This window comes from Armatimonadota bacterium, assembly GCA_031460175.1.
In the GTDB taxonomy this organism is placed as follows: domain Bacteria; phylum Sysuimicrobiota; class Sysuimicrobiia; order Sysuimicrobiales; family Sysuimicrobiaceae; genus Sysuimicrobium; species Sysuimicrobium tengchongense.
This window is the reverse complement of sequence record JAVKGW010000007.1, coordinates 22,421-38,479: the sequence shown is the minus strand read 5'-3', so window position 1 is coordinate 38,479 and position 16,059 is coordinate 22,421. Positions and strand designations below refer to the sequence as shown.

Here is a 16,059-nt window from a genome sequence, read left to right as displayed (position 1 = left end):
ACCTCAGAGAACCACCCCTTCCGGGCCCGCCACCGCCAGGGCGTAGCCGCCGGGGAAGCGGCGCCGGAAGGCTTCCACGATGTCCTCCCGACGGACCTGCCGGACCAGGTCCGCAAACCGCACCCAGTAGTCCAGATCCAGGCCGTGGAACTCCGTGTAAGCCAGTAGCTGCGCCTTGGCGGGTGCACCGGAGAGGGAGACCTGGAGCCACCCCACCCGGTTCTGGACCGCGTCCGCGAGCTCCTGCTCGGTGGGCCCCTCCTCCCGCATCCGGGCGAACTCGCCCGCCATGGCCTCCGTGGCCTCCCGGGCCTTCTCGGGTGGGACGCCCGCGATGGCGTACCACGGCCCACCCCACTTCCCCGCGGTGAGGTGACTCAGGGCGTAGTACGCGAGTCCCTTCTGCTCCCGCACCACGTCCCCGATCCGTCCCATGAGCCCCATCTCCCCCAGGATGAGGTTTCCCAGCCGCAGGGGCAGGTAGTCGGGATCCGCCCTCCGAACCCCCGGAACCCCCAAGGCCACATCCGCCTGCACTTTCCCCTCGATGGTCACCACCTCCCGTTCCACCCCCGCGGGGGGTGCGGGGTCCTGTGGTTCCGCGAGGGGCTTCACCTCCACCCGCCAGTCCTCAAAAGCCCCGCCGATCAGGTCCACGGCATGCATCGGGTCCAGGTCTCCCACCAGGACGAAGATCGCGTCCTTCGGTCCGTAGTGCTCGCGCCAGAACGCCACCAGTTCCTCCCGGGTCAGGCGACCGATCGCCTCCTCCGTCCCCTCCGCGGGGAGCCCGAAGGGGTGAGGCCGTGGGTAGAGCAGCCGGCACAGGGTCCACTGGGCCACGGTCCGGGGATCCTTGGCGAGCACCCGCAGGGAGGTGATGAGCTCGCCCCGTACCCGTTCGATCTCCTCCTCGGGGAACGTGGGGTTGCGCAGGATCTCCGCACACACCGCCACGAGCCGCCCCGCGTCCTCCGCCAGAGCCCGGGCGGTGAGCTCCGTGGCCTCTCGCCCTGCCGTGACCTGCACGGAAGCCCCCATGCCGTCCAGCAGTTCCGCCAGGGCCTCCGCATCGTACCGCCCGGTCCCCCGGACGAGCAGGGCGGCCACGAACCGCGCGGTGCCCGCCCCGGCCTCTCCATCCGCCACGGCACCCGCGTACGGCAACAGAACCCGCAGGGAGACCGTGGGGGAAGAGGCGTCACGCAGCGCCAGGACCACGCCTCCGTTCGGAAGCGCCTTCCGGAGGACCGTATCAGGCCGGATGGGGATCTCCATCAGGCGGCCTCCGGGAGGTACCAGCCCACGGTGCGGGTCTTCCTCTGAAGGTAGGTCCGGGCCACCCGCCGGACCTCTTCCGGCGTGACCCGCTCCAGCTGTCGTGGGAGCTCCGAAAACCACGAACGGAGCCCCAGCATCTCCACAAACCCCAGCCACAGGGCCCGGCCGGAGGCGTCGTCCGCGCCGTACGCCAGCTGGGCCCGCAGCTGCTTGGTGGCCCTCCGCAGCTCCTCCTCCGGCACGAGCTCCTCCCGCACCCGGGCGAGCTCCTCTTCCACCGCGGACTCCAGGGACTCCGGCTTCACCCCGGGCTGGGCGGTGACGGAAATCCAGAGCAACCCGGGGTCCAGGGAGGGCGTGAAGCCGCTGCTGGCCGCGGCCGCGAGCCGGGTGCGCACCAGGGCCCGATAGAGGCGCGAGGAGCGGCCCATCCCTCCTGCGCTTCCCCAGCTGAGGGGCTTTCCGCCCGACAGCACCGCGTCCAGCACGAGGAGCGGCACCGTATCCGGATGCGTGCCCGCGGGAACCCGATAGGCCATCTGCACGAGGGGGACGGCTCCGCCCGGCCGCTCCACCACCACCCGGCGCTCGCCCCCCTGCGGCGGTTCCTCGATCCGTACCTCCGGAGGCCGTTCCCCGGGTTCGATCCCACCGAAGTGCGCCTCCACGGCGCGCAGGGCCTCCTCGGGGGAGACCGCACCCACCAGGACCACGGTGGCGTTGTTGGGCCGGTAGTAGGCGTGGTAGTGGGCTAGGAGTTCTTCCCGGGTGATCCGCTGCAGGTCCGTCCGCCAGCCGATCACGGGCTGGCGGTAGGGGTGGACCTGGAAGGCCAGGGCCGCCACCTCCTCGTGCAGAACACTGCTGGGGTCGTTCTCGTACATCCCCCGCTCCGAGAGGATCACCGTGCGCTCCCGCTCCACCTCCTCCGGGTCGAACACCGTGTTGCGCATGCGATCCGCTTCCACCTCCGCGGCCACCTGCCAGGTGGACTGCGGGAGGGTCTCCAGGTAGACGGTGAAGTCCGAGGTGGTGAACCCGTTCCAGCGGGCGCCCAGGCGGGCGAACAGCCGGTCCAGCCCGCCCCGGCCGAGCCGCGGGGTGCCCTTAAAAAGCATGTGCTCCACCCAGTGGGAGATCCCGGTCTGTCCGGGACGCTCGTCCCGCGCGCCCACCCGGTACCAGATCCAGAAGCTCACCACGGGCGCGGAGCGATCGGGCAGCACCACCACCCGCAGCCCGTTCGGAAGCGCGGATCGGACCACTTCCATGGGAATCCCCTTCCCCGGCCCACACGTTCCCGGTGGGCGGTCCGTGCCCTGCTCCCCGGGATCTGTCCGTTCCTACCGGAACAGGCGGACGAACTCGTCCATGGGGACCGCAGCCAGGGTCTCGATGCGCACGCTTCCCCGGGAGCTGAGCTCCACGGAGGCCCGCATCACGGTTCCCACATCCGGGGCCTCCACGATGTTCACGAAGTCGTAGGGCCCCAGGACCGCGTACTGCTGGAGCACGCGAACCCCCATGGCCTCCAGCTCCCGGTTCACCTCCTGGATGCGGCCGGGGTTCTGACGGATGGTCTCCGCCCCGGATTCCGTGAGCCGGCTCAACATGATGTATGTCGGCATGGCGCACCCCCTCCCTCCGAAAGGCCGAAGGCGCGACCATTATAGGGGACCGGGACCGCGACGCGCAAAGCGGCCTCATCCCCGAAGCACCGTCAGGTCCCCACAGGGGCGGGCATTGCTCCGGGTAGAGGTTCCAGCCTTGCGCCGGAGGGATCCCTACTGCACCACCAGGGTCCCCGTCATCCCGGCTTCTTTGTGCCCTGGCACGCTGCAATAAAAGGGGAAGGTGCCCTTCGCGGCGGGCGTGAAGGTCACCTTTCCGGACTGTCCGGGCTTGAGGAGCCCCATCTTCACCTTGAATTTCTCCAGCACGAAGTCGTGTTCGATGACGCCCTTGTTCTCCATGAGGAGCTCGACCGGCTGGCCCGATTTCACCGTGATCCGGTTGGGGGTGTAGCTGAACTCCTTCGCCTCCACCTTGACCTTCTGGGGGGCCGCGCCCGCGTGGAGGCCGACCCAGCTCCCCGCCACCAGAGCCAGGATCCCCAACCCTCCCAGCACCACCATCCTCCACCGCATGTCCGCTCCCTCCCGCAGACGAGTTTCCCCTGCTGCCCTCTGCCCCGCATCGGGCGGAGACAGGATTTCGCCCCCGGATCTCCGTCCTATGGAGGCTGGTACGGGCAGAGGGGGTCGCTCTCCAGGGGATCGCCCGTGTGCGCGTAGGCACGGGCCCGGGAGCCCCCGCAGATCTCCCGGAAGGGGCACCGGCCGCACTTGCCCCGCAGGAGGCCCGTATCCCGGATCCGCACCAGGAGGTCCGCGTGCCGGTACAGCTCCACCAGGCTCCGCTCCCGCACGTTTCCCGCCCGGAGGGGCAGGAACCCCGAAGGGTACACCTCGCCCGTGTGAGAGACGAACACAATGCCGTTTCCGTCCCGCACCCCGAACCCCCGACCCACGGGGGTGGAGGCGATGGCGTCCTCGCTGAGACCCCGGTGGCGCATGCGCAGGAACGCCACCCGGCGGTAATGCGGGGCCTCCGTGGTCTTGATGGCGAACGGCGCGCGCGCGCTCAGGTCCAGCAGCCAGTGGCACAGCCGCTCCGCCTGCTGGGGCGTCACCTCCTCCAGCACCTGCCCCCGCCCCACCCGGATCAGGAAGAAGAGGCTCCAGCGGACGATGTCCAGTCCCCGGACCAGGTCGTAGATGGCCGGGAGATCCTCCACGGTGGAGGCGGTGATCAGGGTGTTGATCTGAAGTTGAATCCCCTCCTCCCGGATCCGGTGCGCGAGCCGGAGGGTGAGGTCGAAGCACCCGGGGATGCCCCGCAGGGCGTCGTGTCGCTCCGGGGTTGAGCCGTCCAGGCTGAGGGAGATGGCCTGTACGCCGGCCCGGGCCAGGCGCCGGATGGCCGCGTCCGTCACCAGGGGAGTGGCGCTGGGAGCCAGGGAGACTCCGAACCCCAGTGCCCGCGCTTCCTCCACCAGATCCGGGAGATCCGGCCGCTTGAAGGGGTCTCCGCCCGTGAACACCCAGTGGGGGAGGGACGGCCCGAAGGCCAAGGCCTCCCGGAGCATGCGGCGCCCTTCGAGGGTGGAGAGCTCGCGGGGATGGCGGTCCGGAACGGCCTCCGCCCGGCAGTGCCGGCAGGCCAGGTCGCACGCCCGGGTCAGCTCCCAGTAAATGAGGAGTGGGGCCCGGCTGTACACGTACCGTCTCTCGAGGATCGGTGCCGCGGCGGCCACTACCGCCCCTCCTGCGTGAGCCCCTGCTCCCGGGCCCACACCCACACCTCCGGGGATCGCCGGAACCGCACCCCGAGCTTGCGTCGCACCCGGCGCACGTACTCCCGGACGGAGCCCTCCGTGAGGCCCAAGGCCTGGCCCACCGTGGTCCGCACCCGCTGGTCCGGCCCGTGGGCGGTGAGGTAGTACAGGACCAGCACCTCTACCTCCCGCCACGAGAGGCGATAACGGGTTCTTAGACGCCGCAGGCCCTCCGGGGTGAGGCGGCCGTCCGCCAGGGCTTGACGCACCACCCGGGAAGGCACCTCCCCCACCGGGACCCGCGCCTCCGGTGGACCGGTGGGAAGGGCCTTCTGGACCAGGTCCGCGGCCACCCGGGCCATCCGCTCCGCCCGAGCCCGGATGGTCCTGGGGTTCCGGGCCAGCCACAGCTCCGCCATCACCACCGCCTGCCGCGATCCGTTGACCACGGGCACCACTAGGTGTGGTTGGGCGTTCTTCGGGCACGTCCGCACGCCCGCCGCCCCGGGAGGGCCACCTGCGAGGAACGCCCGGGCCCCCTGACACACCCCCTCCCACTTCGGCGCCTGCAGGCACGGGATGACGTGCTGCCGGGGCGCCGCCAAGGGCGTGCCGTCCGGGGCGGCCACGAGGAGCGGACAACCCGCCTCCTCGCTCAAGGCATCCAGGAGTTGCGAGAGGGCCACCACGGGTTCCGTCATGGTCTCACCCCACCAGGTAAAGCGTGGGATAGATGAACACCCACGCCACGTCTACGAAGTGCCAGTACTTCACCACCCCCTCCACGGGCCAGTAGTCTCCGGGGCCGTAGCGGCCCCGCCGGCCGTGGAGGTAGACGCCCAACAGCAGCACCGCCCCGCTCAGCACGTGGAGCCCGTGCAGTCCCGTGAGGGAGAAGAAGCTGGTGCCGTACCGGGTGGAGGGCGGGAAGTAGTGGAAGCCCTCTACCCACTCCACCACCACGCCCACCAGGAACACCGAGGCCAGCAGCACGGTCCACAGCGTGTTGCGGAGAAACCCCGGGCGATCCCCGTGGGCGATGCAGGTCTCCGCCCGGTACGCGGTGAGGCTGCTGAACAGCAGCACCCCGGTGATGGCCAGCCCCAAAGCCTGGTTCAGCTCCGCAGGACGGGCAGTCCCGAGGTTGAGGTAGCGGGCCGCCACGAAGGCGCTGAAGAGGGCCGCCTCCGAGACGATAAACAGCCACAGGCCCAACCGCGCGTTCTGCAGCTCCTCCCGGCCCAGGCGGGCGGCTTCCCGGTGCATGCTATTCCTCCCCCCGTACCAGCTGCGAGTAGTGCATGAAGTACTCCGCGATGAGGGCGGTCTTGGCCAGGGCGATGAGTCCCAGCCACAGGAGCGATCCGGGCCACCGGGCCGCGAACCACTCCACAACGGTGAGGGCGGCGAGCGTCCCGAACACCCGTGTGCCCAACCGGAGCTTGTGCGCCAACCGGCTCATTCCTGGCTCCCTCCTGCCACGCCGAGCACCGCATGCCGGACTCCGGGGATGCCGTACACGTAGGGCGGGCCCACCACCGCGGGGGGGACGGGGAAGTTCTCCACGGGCGGAGGGCTCGGCACCTGCCACTCCAGGGTGGAGGCGTGCCAGGGGTTCGCCTCCGCCCGCGGGCCCCGCACCCAGCTGGCCACGAAGTTGTACAGGAACACGAGGAAACCCGCACCCAGGAGGAAGGCCGCGATGCTGGTCCAGAAGTTCACCCCCGCCAGGGCAGCCGGATAGTCCGCGATGCGGCGGTTCATCCCGTGCAGCCCTGCCCAGAACATGGGCAAAAACGTGGCGTTGAAGGCCAGGAACGTCCACCAGAAGTGCAGCCGGCCCAATCGCTCATCGTACATGCGGCCCGTGATCTTCGGGTACCAGTAGTACAGGGCAGCCAGCAACGCGAAGATCTCCCCGCCCATGATGGTGTAGTGGAAGTGGCCCACCACGAAGTAGGTGTCGTGCAGGTGCAGGTCTGTGGCCACGTCCGCGTTGAAGATCCCCGTGATCCCGCCGATGAGGAAGTTCCACACCCAGCCCAGGGCAAACAGCATGGGGGTCCGCAGCCACAGCCTCCCCCGGATGAGCGTTCCCAGGGCGCCGAGGAACACGAGGCCTGTGGGCACGGAGATGGCCTCCGTGGTGGCCATCATGGGCGCGTGCATCCAGTCGGGCATGCCGCTCGTGAAGTTGTGGTGGGCCCACACGATGCCGCTCAGGCCCACGATGCCCAGGAATCCCCCCACCACCCAGCGGTAGGCGTACAGGGGCGTGCGGGCGAAGTGGGTGATCACCTCCAGGGCCGCGCCGAAGGCGGGCAGGATCATGATGTACACCGCAGGATGGGAGTAGAACCAGAAGAGCTGCTGGTACACCACGGGCGTCCCGCCCCGGGCGAAGTGGAAGGAGCTCATCCCCGCCACCCGGTCCAGCAGCACCATGAGCAGGCTTGCGGCCAGGTACTGGGTGAAGATGAAGCTCAGAAGCGACGCCGCGAACACGGACCAGGCAAAGATGGGGAGTCGGCTCCACGTAAGGCCCGGGGCCCGCAGGCGGGCGATGGTCACGAGGAAGTTGATGCCGCCCAGGATGGAGGAGAGGCCGAAGAGGACCACCGCCACGATCATGAGCACCTGCCCCGGGGCGTTCACCTCGCTGAGGGGCGGGTAGGCGGTCCACCCGGAGTCCCATCCGCCCACCAGCAGGCTTGCCAGCAGCATCACGGCCACGGGCGGGGTGAGCCAGTAGCTGAGGGCGTTGATCCGGGGGAAGGCCATGTCGCGGGCACCGATCATCAAGGGCACGCAGTAGTTGCCCAGCCCCCCCAGGAAGATGGCCACGGCCACCGCGATCATGATGATGCCGTGCAGGCTCATCACCTGGTTGAAGCCGTTCAACGTCAGCAGCTGCTGGCCCGGGCGCAGCAGCTCCCACCGCATGAGCATGGCCAGCGCCCCGCCCAGGAAGAACAGGCCCAGGAAGGTCACCAGGTACTGGATGCCGATCACCTTGTGGTCCGTGGTGAACCGAAAGTAGCGGGCGATCCCGTCTTCCTCCGGCCACGGCCGGAGCGGGAGTCCGAACCATCCCCGGGCCCACACCTCCCACATGCCCACGCCCGCGAGCCACCCCACGGTGCCCAACAGGGAACCCGTGGCCAGCTCCAGATCGAAGGGGAAACTCCCCCCCAGGGCCCGCACCGGTGTGGCCAAGGCAGGGCCGCCCAGGACGTACCCCACGGCTCCGTAGAGGATGCCTTTCAGGATGGGCGCAAGAACCCGCATGGGCCTACCTCCGCGCCTGCTGTGCGACCCAGGTCTCGAAGGCCTCAGGCTCCACCACCCGCACCGGAGAAGCCATCAGGGCGTGCCCCACCCCGCACAGCTCCGCGCACTGCACCCGCAAATCCACGCTCTGCTCGAAGGATCCGGTCCGGGTGGGGGTGACGTGCAGGTAGGTGGTCAGGTTGGGCACCGCGTCGATCTTGGTGCGGAAGGCGGGGATCCAGAAACTGTGCACGATGTCCGTGGAGGTGATCTCGAACCGCACCCGCTGCCCCACGGGCAGCACCAACTCCCGGCTCGTTACCCCGTGCTCCGGATATTCGAACTGCCAGATCCACCGGCTTGCCCGGACCCGCACCACCAATTCCCCGCCCGGAGGGAGCTCCGGGAGCCCCACCGCCGCGTACCGACCGTGGGCCACCAGACGCCCGATGGGAACGCCGCGGATCTCCGCAAGCCCCACGAGACCCGGGTTGTAGACCACGTAGGCGCACAGGACTGCGGTGATCAAGAACCAGAGGCGGGGCACGAGGGGGTGCTCCGGGACGTGTGCCGGGGCCTCCGGGGGATCGCCCCGGCCTCTGCGGGCCACGAGCGCGTACACCAGCACGCTCACCACCGCGGCGAACACGGGGCTCGCGAGCAACATGAGGAGGCGGAAGGCGTGGTCCGCCACCTGCGCCTCCCGGGCCGCGCTCAGGGGGAAGGCGCCGAACCGGGACGCCATCCCCAGGAACCACGCACTGAGCACCACCCACAGGGCCACCAGGGCTCCCGCACGCATCCTTCCCGCTCCAGGGGGTTTGGTTGACTCCAAGTGAACACAGGGGGTTCACGTGGGGCATCGGATGGGGACCCGATTTTTGGGGGAAGAAGGATCGGGTCCGGACCCGATGCGGGAGGGAATCCCCGCGTTCCGAGGCGGCCGCGGGAGGAGTTCGGAGGGAGGAGGGCGAACCCCACGGGTACTTCCAGGGTCGCGCGGATCCCCTCCCCAGCCGATGCACCCTGCACCCGCGACCTCCCTATCCTCGTGGTGGGCGGGAGGTGAGAGCATGGCCGGTCGGCCCGCGGACACGAGAAGGCATCGCCGGATGGTGCAGGAGTTCCAGGTGGACAGCCGGGTGGATCCCGAGCGCGTGCAGGCGCACGTGGAAAACGGAATCGCCATCCTCACGGGACGTGTGAGCGGCGCGGTGGAGAAGTACGCGGCCCAGGAGGCCGCCCACCGGGTCCCGGGGGTTCTGGACGTGGTGAACCACCTGAGCACGCAGGGATCCCACCCCGCCCCGGAGAGCGACCTGGAGCTGGTGCGGGCCGTCCGGCGGATCCTGCGGCGTCACCTCCCGGCCCACCAGCGGGTGCGGTCCGCGGTGGAGTGCGGGTGGGTTACCCTCACGGGCACGGTGCCCTCCGGAGAGGATCGGGAGCGGGTGGAACAGCTCGTGCAGGCGATCCCCGGAGTCCGGGGTGTGGTGAACATGCTGGGGGTCGAGCGGGTACGCGATCCCCAGCCCCCCGCACGGGCGGCTAGGGGCCCACGGACAGGTTGAAGGAGGCTAGCACCTGGACGCCTCCTGATTCTCCCGTTACCCGGATCTCCCACCGCCCGTCCATGGAGAAGACGTGCTGGGCCTCGTAGCGGCCTGGGGCCACCTCCCGGAAGAGGATCTCCTCGGGCCCGTGGACCATCTCGGGCATGGAAGCCACCGCGCGTAGCTTCGAGAGTCCCAGGGGCTTTCCCGAGCCGTCCTCGATCCGAAGCCGCAAGGCCGTGGTCCGCAGGGCCCGGGGTGAGGCCGGTGACCACTCCAACCGGGCCTTCCACCCCTCTCCGGAAACCTCGGCCGCGGAGACGGAGGCGCAGGCGGCAAGTGCCAGGGCGCACAGGAGAGCCACGCCTCTCACGGCTGAGGCATCCGCGTGAACCGGAGGAATCCCGCGACGAAGGCCCCCAGGGTCCAGGCCAGGAGCACTCCTACGAGGGCTAGGGCGGCACCCAGTTGCCCGAACCGATCCACGGCCAGTAGACCCAGGGGACCGAGCAACTCCGGGCTGTGGGGAATCCCAAGCAGGCTCGCCATGCGGAACGCACAGACCGGGTTCATCGCGGCCAGGAGCAGGAGCCCCAGGGCCGGAAGCCGCAATCCCACCGCGGCTGTGAGCACCCCGAGGTCCCCCAGGACCACGAACCCGAGCCAGGCAAATAGGCTTGCCCCCAGGGCCCTCCCTCGGGTCGGCGCGAAGGCGGAGATCAGGAACCCCACGGAGAGCATCGCCAGAGCGAGCAGGCTCGAGAGTCCCACCAGGGTGAGGAAGAGTCCGAGCCGGTCCGTGCCCGCGCCCCAGGCCATCACCACCCCCGCGGCCCCGTAGCCGAGCCAGACAGCGCCCAGCACCGGAGCTCCCACGCCCACGTACCGCCCCGCGTAGAGGGTCCCCCGGGAGACGGGCTGGGCGAGGAGGAACGCGAGGGCTCCGGTCTCCCGGTCCCCTGCCAGCCACACCGCCCCCAGGGTGAGCCCTAGGAGGGGGATGAACAGCTGCGCGAGGGAGACCAGGGCCGCCGCGGCCCGATCGAAGGAGGAAAGCCCGATTACCTTGAGGCCCGCGAGGGAGGTGGCCGCCGCGGCCAGGGTGAGCACACCGAAGGCGGCGGCGAGGGTGAGGAACCACCGGTCCCGCAGGCTCGCGCGGGCGTCCCACCGGGCCAGGACCAGGGCCGTCATCCCCGCACCCCCCGCAGCAGGTCTTCTACCTCCGGCTCGTGCACCCGGAAGGGCCGACCTTCCAGGGCTTTCAGGAGTTCCAGAAGCAGCGCATCGGGCACCCGGAGGTGCACGGCGCCGTTGCGGCTTGCGAGGACCTCCACCCCGGCCGGCAGGGGAACCGGGTGCGGCCCTTGTACCACCACCTCCACCCAGTGCAGGCGCTGCAGGGTCTCCGCGGTCACGTCCGCCACCACCTCCCCCGCCTCCAGCGCCACCACCCGATCCACGAGCCGCTCCAGGCGCCGTAGCTGGTGGCTCGCCACCACCACGGTCTTCCCCGTGGCTTCCCGCAGCCATCCCGCAAGCCACGCTTCCCCCTCCCGGTCCAGGTAGCTCGTGGGCTCGTCCAACACGAGCACCGGGGGATCTCCGACCAGGGCCACGGCGAGCCCCAGCCTCCGGAGCATGCCGCCCGAGAGCTGACCCGCGGGCTTGCGACCGTGCTCCCGGAGGCCCACCTGTTCCAGGAGGGACCAGGGATCCGGTGTCTCGCCCCGCAGCTCCTGCACCAGGGCCACCACCTCCGCAGCGGTGAGATGTGGGGGGAAAGCGGGGAGCTGGGGCACATAGCCCACCAGGGCCCGCGCCCGGGTACCCTCCCGTCTGGCTTCAAAGCCGCCCACCGTCACCGTGCCCTCGTAGGGGACCAGGTCCAGCATGCACCGCAGCAACGTGGTCTTCCCGGCCCCGTTCGGGCCCACCACCGCCACCCGCTGACCCGCAGAGACCTCCAGGGTCACGCCCCGCAGCACCAGTCGGTCCCCAAACCGCACCGTGACGCCCTGCCAGCGGATCACGGGGGCCCCTCCCATTTCCGCGGCCTCAATGCCTGCCATGCCACCCCCATCCCCAAGGTCGCCAGCCCAAGGCTGACCGCGGCAAACGGCGCGGAGCGCTCCAGCCGTACGAATTCCTCAGGGACCACCGGGTGCACGAGCGGCCTCGGATCCACCAGTACCTCCTGGGGCGCAAACAGGGGGAAGGCCCGGGCTGCGAACTCCAGGGCGCTCAGCCCCACGCTCCCGTGCAGCAGGGCCGCCGCGGGGACGTTCTCCGAGACGGACTCGAACCACCGCCGCAGCCGATGGGGAAGCTCTCCCACCCCGTCCCCGTCCAGGTCCACCCCCGCATACTCCCCCCAGTAGTTTCCCGCCCACCGGTTGCGGGCGTTCGCCCCGCCCTCCGTGCGCACCGTCTCCCGGTTCGCCGCAAAGGTATTGCCGGTGAAGGTGTTGCCCACCACGTTGCTCAACAGCACCAGCCCCACCCCGTTTCCGGCCACCACGTTGTCCTCGAACCGGCCCCGGCCTTCCCCGCCCATGGGCGTGGCATCCAGGTAGACCCCCGTGGCGTTCCCGACCAGCAGGTTGCGCCGGACCACCACCGCGTCGGACTCCTTGAAGGCGAGTCCCACCCCAGGGAGGTCGCGGTTGTGGAGGAACCGGTTGCCCTCCACCCGCACGCCCGTGCTGTACATGATGTACGCGCCGACCGCGTTTCCTTCCAGGCTGCTGTCCAGCAGCGGCGTGCGGTGCGCGTACATGTAGTGGACCCCGTACCGGGACCCGCGCACCTGCAGGCGGTGCAGCACCGACCCCTCCGTGAACCACAGGAGGACGTCCCGCATCCGCTCCACCCGCACGTCCGTCAGGGTCACCCGCTGGCTGTACCACAGCCGGATCGCGTCCCCGCGCCGGTTCAGGGGCAGGGGCTTGCCGGAGATCCGCACGCGGCGGACCACGGCCCCGTCCGCCTGCTTGAGGTTCAGCCCGAACAGGACGTCCTCCAGCACCAGGTCCTCCAGCACCGCGCCGGGAGCCCCCACGAACACGCCCGCGTCCTCGGTGTTGAGCTCCGAGCCGCTGTTCCGGATCACCAGCCGCCCCAGGTACACCCCCGGTGCTTCCACCCGCACCACGGTCCCCTGCCCGCCCCCGTCCACCACGGCGCCGGGCTCGCCCAGGATCCGCAGCGGCTTGCGGACCACCACGGGGCCCAGCACCACGCCCCGCACCACCACCTCGCCACCCGCGGGTGCCGCGTCGACCACCGCCTGCAGGCTCGGTGGGCCGGCCGCCGCGGGGAAGATCGCCCAGGCCACCACGGCGGCGGCCAGAAGCCCCCTCACCGGGCCGCCACCTCCGCGGGGCGTGCAACGCTCTCCGCACGGACCTGCGCGGCCCGCGGCTCTTTGCGCCGCAGGTCGTACAGGGCCAGCAGGCTCGCCCCGAGCGCCAGGTAGAAGCCCACGTGGAACTGGGCCACGGTCCTGAACTGGGCGATCACCCCACGGCCCAGCACCACGGGCATGAACGGCTCCAGGCGGATGGGCGCTGTGGGGTCCATGGAGTGCCCGTAGTACCACAGCCACGCGCTCAGGTCCGCGAAGAACCCCAGGGGGAACAGCACCAGCGGCAGCCGCAGCAGCCAGCGCCACGGCCCCCGCCGGCTCCCTGAAACCACCGCGAGGGCGCCGAACAGCAGCACCAGGGGGATCGCCAGAGCCCGCTCCACGGGCGCGGCCTCGTCCAGCGCCTTCATGCCGATGTAGTGGTTGAGGTTGGAGATCTCCTGCGCGTCCCCGGCCACGTGGGTAAGGTACACGAGCGCCCTCAGACCTCCCGGGTACTGGGGCGCGTACAGGGTCAGCTGCCAGTAGGGGACCGCCAGGGAGGCGGCCAGCAGGGCCGCCGCCCCGAGGACCAGCCCCACCTGTCGCAGCCCTCCCCGCGTCTTCGCTTTCACGACCGCACCTCCAAAACCGGGGGAGCGGGCCGAGGCCCGCTCCCCCGCCTCCGCCTACGGCTCGATCTCCAGGTAGCCCATCATCTCCAGGTGCAGGGCGCTGCAGAACTCCGTGCAGTAGAAGGGGTACACGCCCGGGCGTTCCGCCCGCAGCACCACGGTCTCCGTCTTCCCGGGCTCCAGGCTCAGGTTCACGTTGTGCCGGTCGATGGCGAACCCGTGGATGGCGTCCTTGGTCCGCTCGATGTTCGTGATGTGGAACACGACCGTGTCACCCCGCTTCACCCGCACCCGGTCCGGCACGTAGTGGCTCCGCATGGCCGTCATGTACACGTGCACGGTCCGGCCCTGCCGCACGATCCGCTGCTGCCCGGGCTTGGTGGCGTTCGGGTCCGGCCGCATGGTGAGGGGGTTGGTGCCCACGGGGTACGTCTCCCAGCTCTTCACCCGGTCCATCCGGATGATCTGGGCCAGGTGCGGCTCCCCGATGCCGATGGGCGTGTTGCTCAGCAGCTTCATCTCTTCCCCGCTGATGTCGATGAGCTGGAAGTTCTGCGGCAGCAGCGGCCCCACGTTCCGGTACTGGTCCACGGACCACTTGTTGAGGGCCACCAGGTACTTGCCGCCCGGCTTCACGGTGTCGCCCTCCACCGCGGTGAGGTGCCCGATGTTGTACTGCACCGGCAGCTTCTGCACGAGCTTCCACGCCCGGTCCGGCGGGTTGTAGGGCGGCCCCAGGGTCCACTTGGCCACCGCGCTGTCCAGGAACAGGCTCGTGTACGCGTTCCCCTTGTCGTCGAACATGGTGTGCAAGGGCCCGAGTCCGAGCTTGACCTGGGCGGCCACCACCGCGTCGAACTTCAGGATGGGCACCCCGTAGTCGTCCCGGCCGCTGAAGGCCTTGTTGCGGATGGCCTCCTGGATCTTACGGAAGCTGTACACGGTGGCGTTCGGGTCCAGCTTGCCGCCCACCACGATGTAGTCGCCCCGTGGGGCCACGTCCAGGCCGTGCGGGCTCTTGGGCTCCGGGGCCAGGTACAGGATCCCCGCCTCCACCGCGTCCTTGAGGCGGATCACCTTCATCCCGTTCACCACCTGGTACTTCCCCTGCGCCACCAGCTCCTCCGCCCGCTTCCAGTTCACGATGTGCAGGTAGTCCATGTCGCGGGCGGACGCGCCGATCTCCACGGGCGGCTTCTTCTCCAGGGTCCCGCCGATGGCCCGCTCGCTGTTGAAGGAGTTCCAGAAGGCCCAGCCGTGGCTTTCCAGCTTCCCGAAGTCCGCCAGGTCCTGCCAGTACGGCGGGAGCTCGATCTGGAAGGACTTGCTCACGTCGATGCGCCCCTTGCCCCGGTCGAACTTCCAGAAGGTGGCCAGGCCCCGGAAGTGCCGGTTGTAGTTCTCCTGGGTGAGGGGCACGTACCGGAACGGGAAGGGGCCCGCGTACTGGGTGACCTCCAGCACGTACTCCGTGTTGGGGCTGACCACCGCGCCGTGGTTGCTCACCGCGTTGGGGTTCTGCACGATCTGCTTGGTGGCGAAGTCCCGGAGGTCGATGACCGCGATGCGGCTTCCCGCCTTGTCGTTGATGAACAGCCACTTGCCGTCGTACTCGCCGTTCGTCTCGCTGAGGGCCGGGTGGTGGGTGTCCCCCCACGCGAGCCGCGGGTCCTTGCTCCGCCAGCCCAGAACCGTCTCCGTCTCCTCGGACCCGACCCCGTAGCCCTGCCAGGGCTCTGGGGCGAACACCCCGATCACCCGCAGCAGCCGCATGGACGGGATGCCGAACACCAGCACCTGCCCGCCCTGCCCGGCGGACGAGAACATCAGGTACTCGTCGTACTTGCCGGGCGGCACGTACGTCTGGATGGCGGCCCGCACCTGGTCCGGGGTGAGGCCCTTGGCCTCGATGAGGCTCTGGACGTCCGCGGGCAACGTCCCCGCCCGCTGGGCCTGCCCTGCCAGGGATACGGCCAACACCGCCGCGGCCACCACCGCCAGTCCCATCAGGATCCCGCGTTGCTTCATTTCCCTTCACCTCCCCTAGAGTTTTTGGGGCCGGGAGCCCGAAAGTCAGAGGGGAGCCTTGGCTCCGGGGGATCCCGGGCCCACCCGGGATCGCGGAGGGCGTCCAGGGTAAGCCAACCCAGGGCCTCCATGAGCCGCGGCCGCACATCCGCCCACACCCCGTGCAGCACGCATGGACGGTCCTCGGAGCAGCGGCTGTCCCAGAACACGCATCGCCGGAAGTAGTCCGGACCCTCTACCGCCTCCAGGACCTCCCGGACGCTGATCTCCCGGGGAGAGCGGGTGAGGGCGTACCCGCGGCTGCGGCCTCGGGAGGAGCGCAGCAACCCTGCCCGTACGAGCCGCCGCAGGGTCTTGCTTAAGAACTCCCGGGGAAGCCCGCACGCCTCCGCCACCCGGGAGGCCGGGGCTGTTTCTCCTCCCGAAAGCCCCGCGAGATATCTCAGGGCCCGCAACGCATACTCCGTCTCCCGCGTCAGTCGCACGGTGCGCTCCAAAAAGGTTCCACCCGCCGAGGCCTGCCGTGGCCGCAGGTCCGGCGGATCTCTTGGATCCGATGTCACGGTACTGGCCATCCGGCTCCCCCGCCATCCAACGGGGAACCGATTT

18 protein-coding genes are annotated in these 16,059 nt (G+C 70.0%); 1 reads left to right on the top strand and 17 read right to left on the bottom strand.

Features of this window, described 5'->3' with window-relative positions; all coding sequences use genetic code 11:
• Window positions 1-3 precede the first annotated feature (3 nt).
• The 10 genes from QN206_09865 to QN206_09820 all read right to left on the bottom strand — a co-directional run bounded on the left by QN206_09865 (window position 4) and on the right by QN206_09820 (window position 8,690).
• Window positions 4-1,278: a pitrilysin family protein gene (locus QN206_09865; GenBank protein ID MDR7615112.1), complete on the bottom strand. Its 1,275-nt coding sequence runs from the start codon at window positions 1,276-1,278 to the stop codon at window positions 4-6.
• Complete coding sequence (locus QN206_09860) at window positions 1,278-2,552, bottom strand: pitrilysin family protein (protein ID MDR7615111.1); 1,275 nt, start codon at window positions 2,550-2,552, stop codon at window positions 1,278-1,280. Before QN206_09860 ends, QN206_09865 begins: the two co-directional genes overlap by 1 nt.
• 72 nt (window positions 2,553-2,624) lie before the next feature.
• The gene (locus QN206_09855; protein ID MDR7615110.1) at window positions 2,625-2,909 is read right to left on the bottom strand and encodes a GYD domain-containing protein; all 285 of its coding nucleotides are present in this window, start codon (window positions 2,907-2,909) and stop codon (window positions 2,625-2,627) included.
• A 156-nt stretch (window positions 2,910-3,065) separates the two neighbouring features.
• Complete coding sequence (locus tag QN206_09850; protein ID MDR7615109.1) at window positions 3,066-3,428, bottom strand: cupredoxin domain-containing protein; 363 nt, start codon at window positions 3,426-3,428, stop codon at window positions 3,066-3,068.
• Between the two features lie 86 nt (window positions 3,429-3,514).
• Window positions 3,515-4,597, bottom strand: coding sequence for a TIGR04053 family radical SAM/SPASM domain-containing protein (locus QN206_09845; protein MDR7615108.1), 1,083 nt, complete (start codon window positions 4,595-4,597; stop codon window positions 3,515-3,517).
• Complete coding sequence (locus QN206_09840) at window positions 4,597-5,319, bottom strand: hypothetical protein (protein ID MDR7615107.1); 723 nt, start codon at window positions 5,317-5,319, stop codon at window positions 4,597-4,599. Before QN206_09840 ends, QN206_09845 begins: the two co-directional genes overlap by 1 nt.
• Before the next feature lie 4 nt (window positions 5,320-5,323).
• Window positions 5,324-5,884, bottom strand: a complete 561-nt coding sequence (locus QN206_09835; GenBank protein ID MDR7615106.1) for a cytochrome c oxidase subunit 3 — start codon at window positions 5,882-5,884, stop codon at window positions 5,324-5,326.
• 1 nt (window position 5,885) lies between these two features.
• Entirely contained in the window at window positions 5,886-6,080 is a 195-nt protein-coding gene (locus tag QN206_09830; protein MDR7615105.1) for a cytochrome C oxidase subunit IV family protein, read from the bottom strand.
• Entirely contained in the window at window positions 6,077-7,906 is a 1,830-nt protein-coding gene (locus QN206_09825; GenBank protein MDR7615104.1) for a cbb3-type cytochrome c oxidase subunit I, read from the bottom strand. The genes QN206_09830 and QN206_09825 overlap by 4 nt, the downstream gene beginning before the upstream one ends.
• Window positions 7,907-7,910: 4 nt before the next feature.
• On the bottom strand, window positions 7,911-8,690 hold the full coding sequence (locus QN206_09820; protein MDR7615103.1) for a cytochrome c oxidase subunit II: 780 nt from the start codon (window positions 8,688-8,690) through the stop codon (window positions 7,911-7,913).
• A 271-nt stretch (window positions 8,691-8,961) separates the two neighbouring features.
• On the opposite strand from QN206_09820, the gene QN206_09815 reads away from it, so the two are divergent.
• Entirely contained in the window at window positions 8,962-9,459 is a 498-nt protein-coding gene (locus tag QN206_09815; protein MDR7615102.1) for a BON domain-containing protein, read from the top strand.
• Here QN206_09815 and QN206_09810 read toward each other — a convergent pair.
• Genes QN206_09810 through QN206_09780 form a run of 7 tightly spaced genes read right to left on the bottom strand, consistent with a single transcriptional unit; the run spans window position 9,437 to window position 15,935 of the window.
• Window positions 9,437-9,814, bottom strand: coding sequence for a FixH family protein (locus QN206_09810; protein MDR7615101.1), 378 nt, complete (start codon window positions 9,812-9,814; stop codon window positions 9,437-9,439). The two genes, QN206_09815 and QN206_09810, sit on opposite strands and share 23 nt — an antisense overlap.
• Entirely contained in the window at window positions 9,811-10,635 is an 825-nt protein-coding gene (locus QN206_09805; GenBank protein ID MDR7615100.1) for an ABC transporter permease subunit, read from the bottom strand. The genes QN206_09810 and QN206_09805 overlap by 4 nt, the downstream gene beginning before the upstream one ends.
• Window positions 10,632-11,474 (bottom strand): ABC transporter ATP-binding protein, encoded by an 843-nt coding sequence (locus tag QN206_09800; GenBank protein ID MDR7615099.1) that lies wholly within the window; start codon window positions 11,472-11,474, stop codon window positions 10,632-10,634. Before QN206_09800 ends, QN206_09805 begins: the two co-directional genes overlap by 4 nt.
• Complete coding sequence (gene nosD / locus QN206_09795) at window positions 11,471-12,805, bottom strand: nitrous oxide reductase family maturation protein NosD (protein ID MDR7615098.1); 1,335 nt, start codon at window positions 12,803-12,805, stop codon at window positions 11,471-11,473. The genes QN206_09800 and nosD overlap by 4 nt, the downstream gene beginning before the upstream one ends.
• Window positions 12,802-13,422 (bottom strand): cytochrome C, encoded by a 621-nt coding sequence (locus QN206_09790; protein MDR7615097.1) that lies wholly within the window; start codon window positions 13,420-13,422, stop codon window positions 12,802-12,804. Before QN206_09790 ends, nosD begins: the two co-directional genes overlap by 4 nt.
• A 54-nt stretch (window positions 13,423-13,476) precedes the next feature.
• A complete protein-coding gene (gene nosZ / locus QN206_09785) occupies window positions 13,477-15,450 on the bottom strand; it encodes a Sec-dependent nitrous-oxide reductase (GenBank protein MDR7615096.1) in 1,974 nt (657 codons plus the stop codon).
• On the bottom strand, window positions 15,447-15,935 hold the full coding sequence (locus QN206_09780; protein MDR7615095.1) for an Rrf2 family transcriptional regulator: 489 nt from the start codon (window positions 15,933-15,935) through the stop codon (window positions 15,447-15,449). Before QN206_09780 ends, nosZ begins: the two co-directional genes overlap by 4 nt.
• Between the last annotated feature and the right edge of the window lie 124 nt (window positions 15,936-16,059).

Excerpts from the sequence above, each read along its gene's own strand:
- QN206_09855 (MDR7615110.1), bottom strand. The coding sequence starts at position 2,909 with ATGCCGACATACATCATGTTGAGCCGGCTCACGGAATCCGGGGCGGAG.
- QN206_09830 (MDR7615105.1), bottom strand. The coding sequence starts at position 6,080 with ATGAGCCGGTTGGCGCACAAGCTCCGGTTGGGCACACGGGTGTTCGGG.
- QN206_09805 (MDR7615100.1), bottom strand. The coding sequence starts at position 10,635 with ATGACGGCCCTGGTCCTGGCCCGGTGGGACGCCCGCGCGAGCCTGCGG.
- QN206_09860 (MDR7615111.1), bottom strand. The coding sequence starts at position 2,552 with ATGGAAGTGGTCCGATCCGCGCTTCCGAACGGGCTGCGGGTGGTGGTG.
- QN206_09825 (MDR7615104.1), bottom strand. The coding sequence starts at position 7,906 with ATGCGGGTTCTTGCGCCCATCCTGAAAGGCATCCTCTACGGAGCCGTG.
- QN206_09835 (MDR7615106.1), bottom strand. The coding sequence starts at position 5,884 with ATGCACCGGGAAGCCGCCCGCCTGGGCCGGGAGGAGCTGCAGAACGCG.
- QN206_09840 (MDR7615107.1), bottom strand. The coding sequence starts at position 5,319 with ATGACGGAACCCGTGGTGGCCCTCTCGCAACTCCTGGATGCCTTGAGC.
- QN206_09865 (MDR7615112.1), bottom strand. The coding sequence starts at position 1,278 with ATGGAGATCCCCATCCGGCCTGATACGGTCCTCCGGAAGGCGCTTCCG.
- QN206_09820 (MDR7615103.1), bottom strand. The coding sequence starts at position 8,690 with ATGCGTGCGGGAGCCCTGGTGGCCCTGTGGGTGGTGCTCAGTGCGTGG.
- QN206_09850 (MDR7615109.1), bottom strand. The coding sequence starts at position 3,428 with ATGCGGTGGAGGATGGTGGTGCTGGGAGGGTTGGGGATCCTGGCTCTG.
- QN206_09815 (MDR7615102.1), top strand. The coding sequence starts at position 8,962 with ATGGCCGGTCGGCCCGCGGACACGAGAAGGCATCGCCGGATGGTGCAG.
- nosZ (MDR7615096.1), bottom strand. The coding sequence starts at position 15,450 with ATGAAGCAACGCGGGATCCTGATGGGACTGGCGGTGGTGGCCGCGGCG.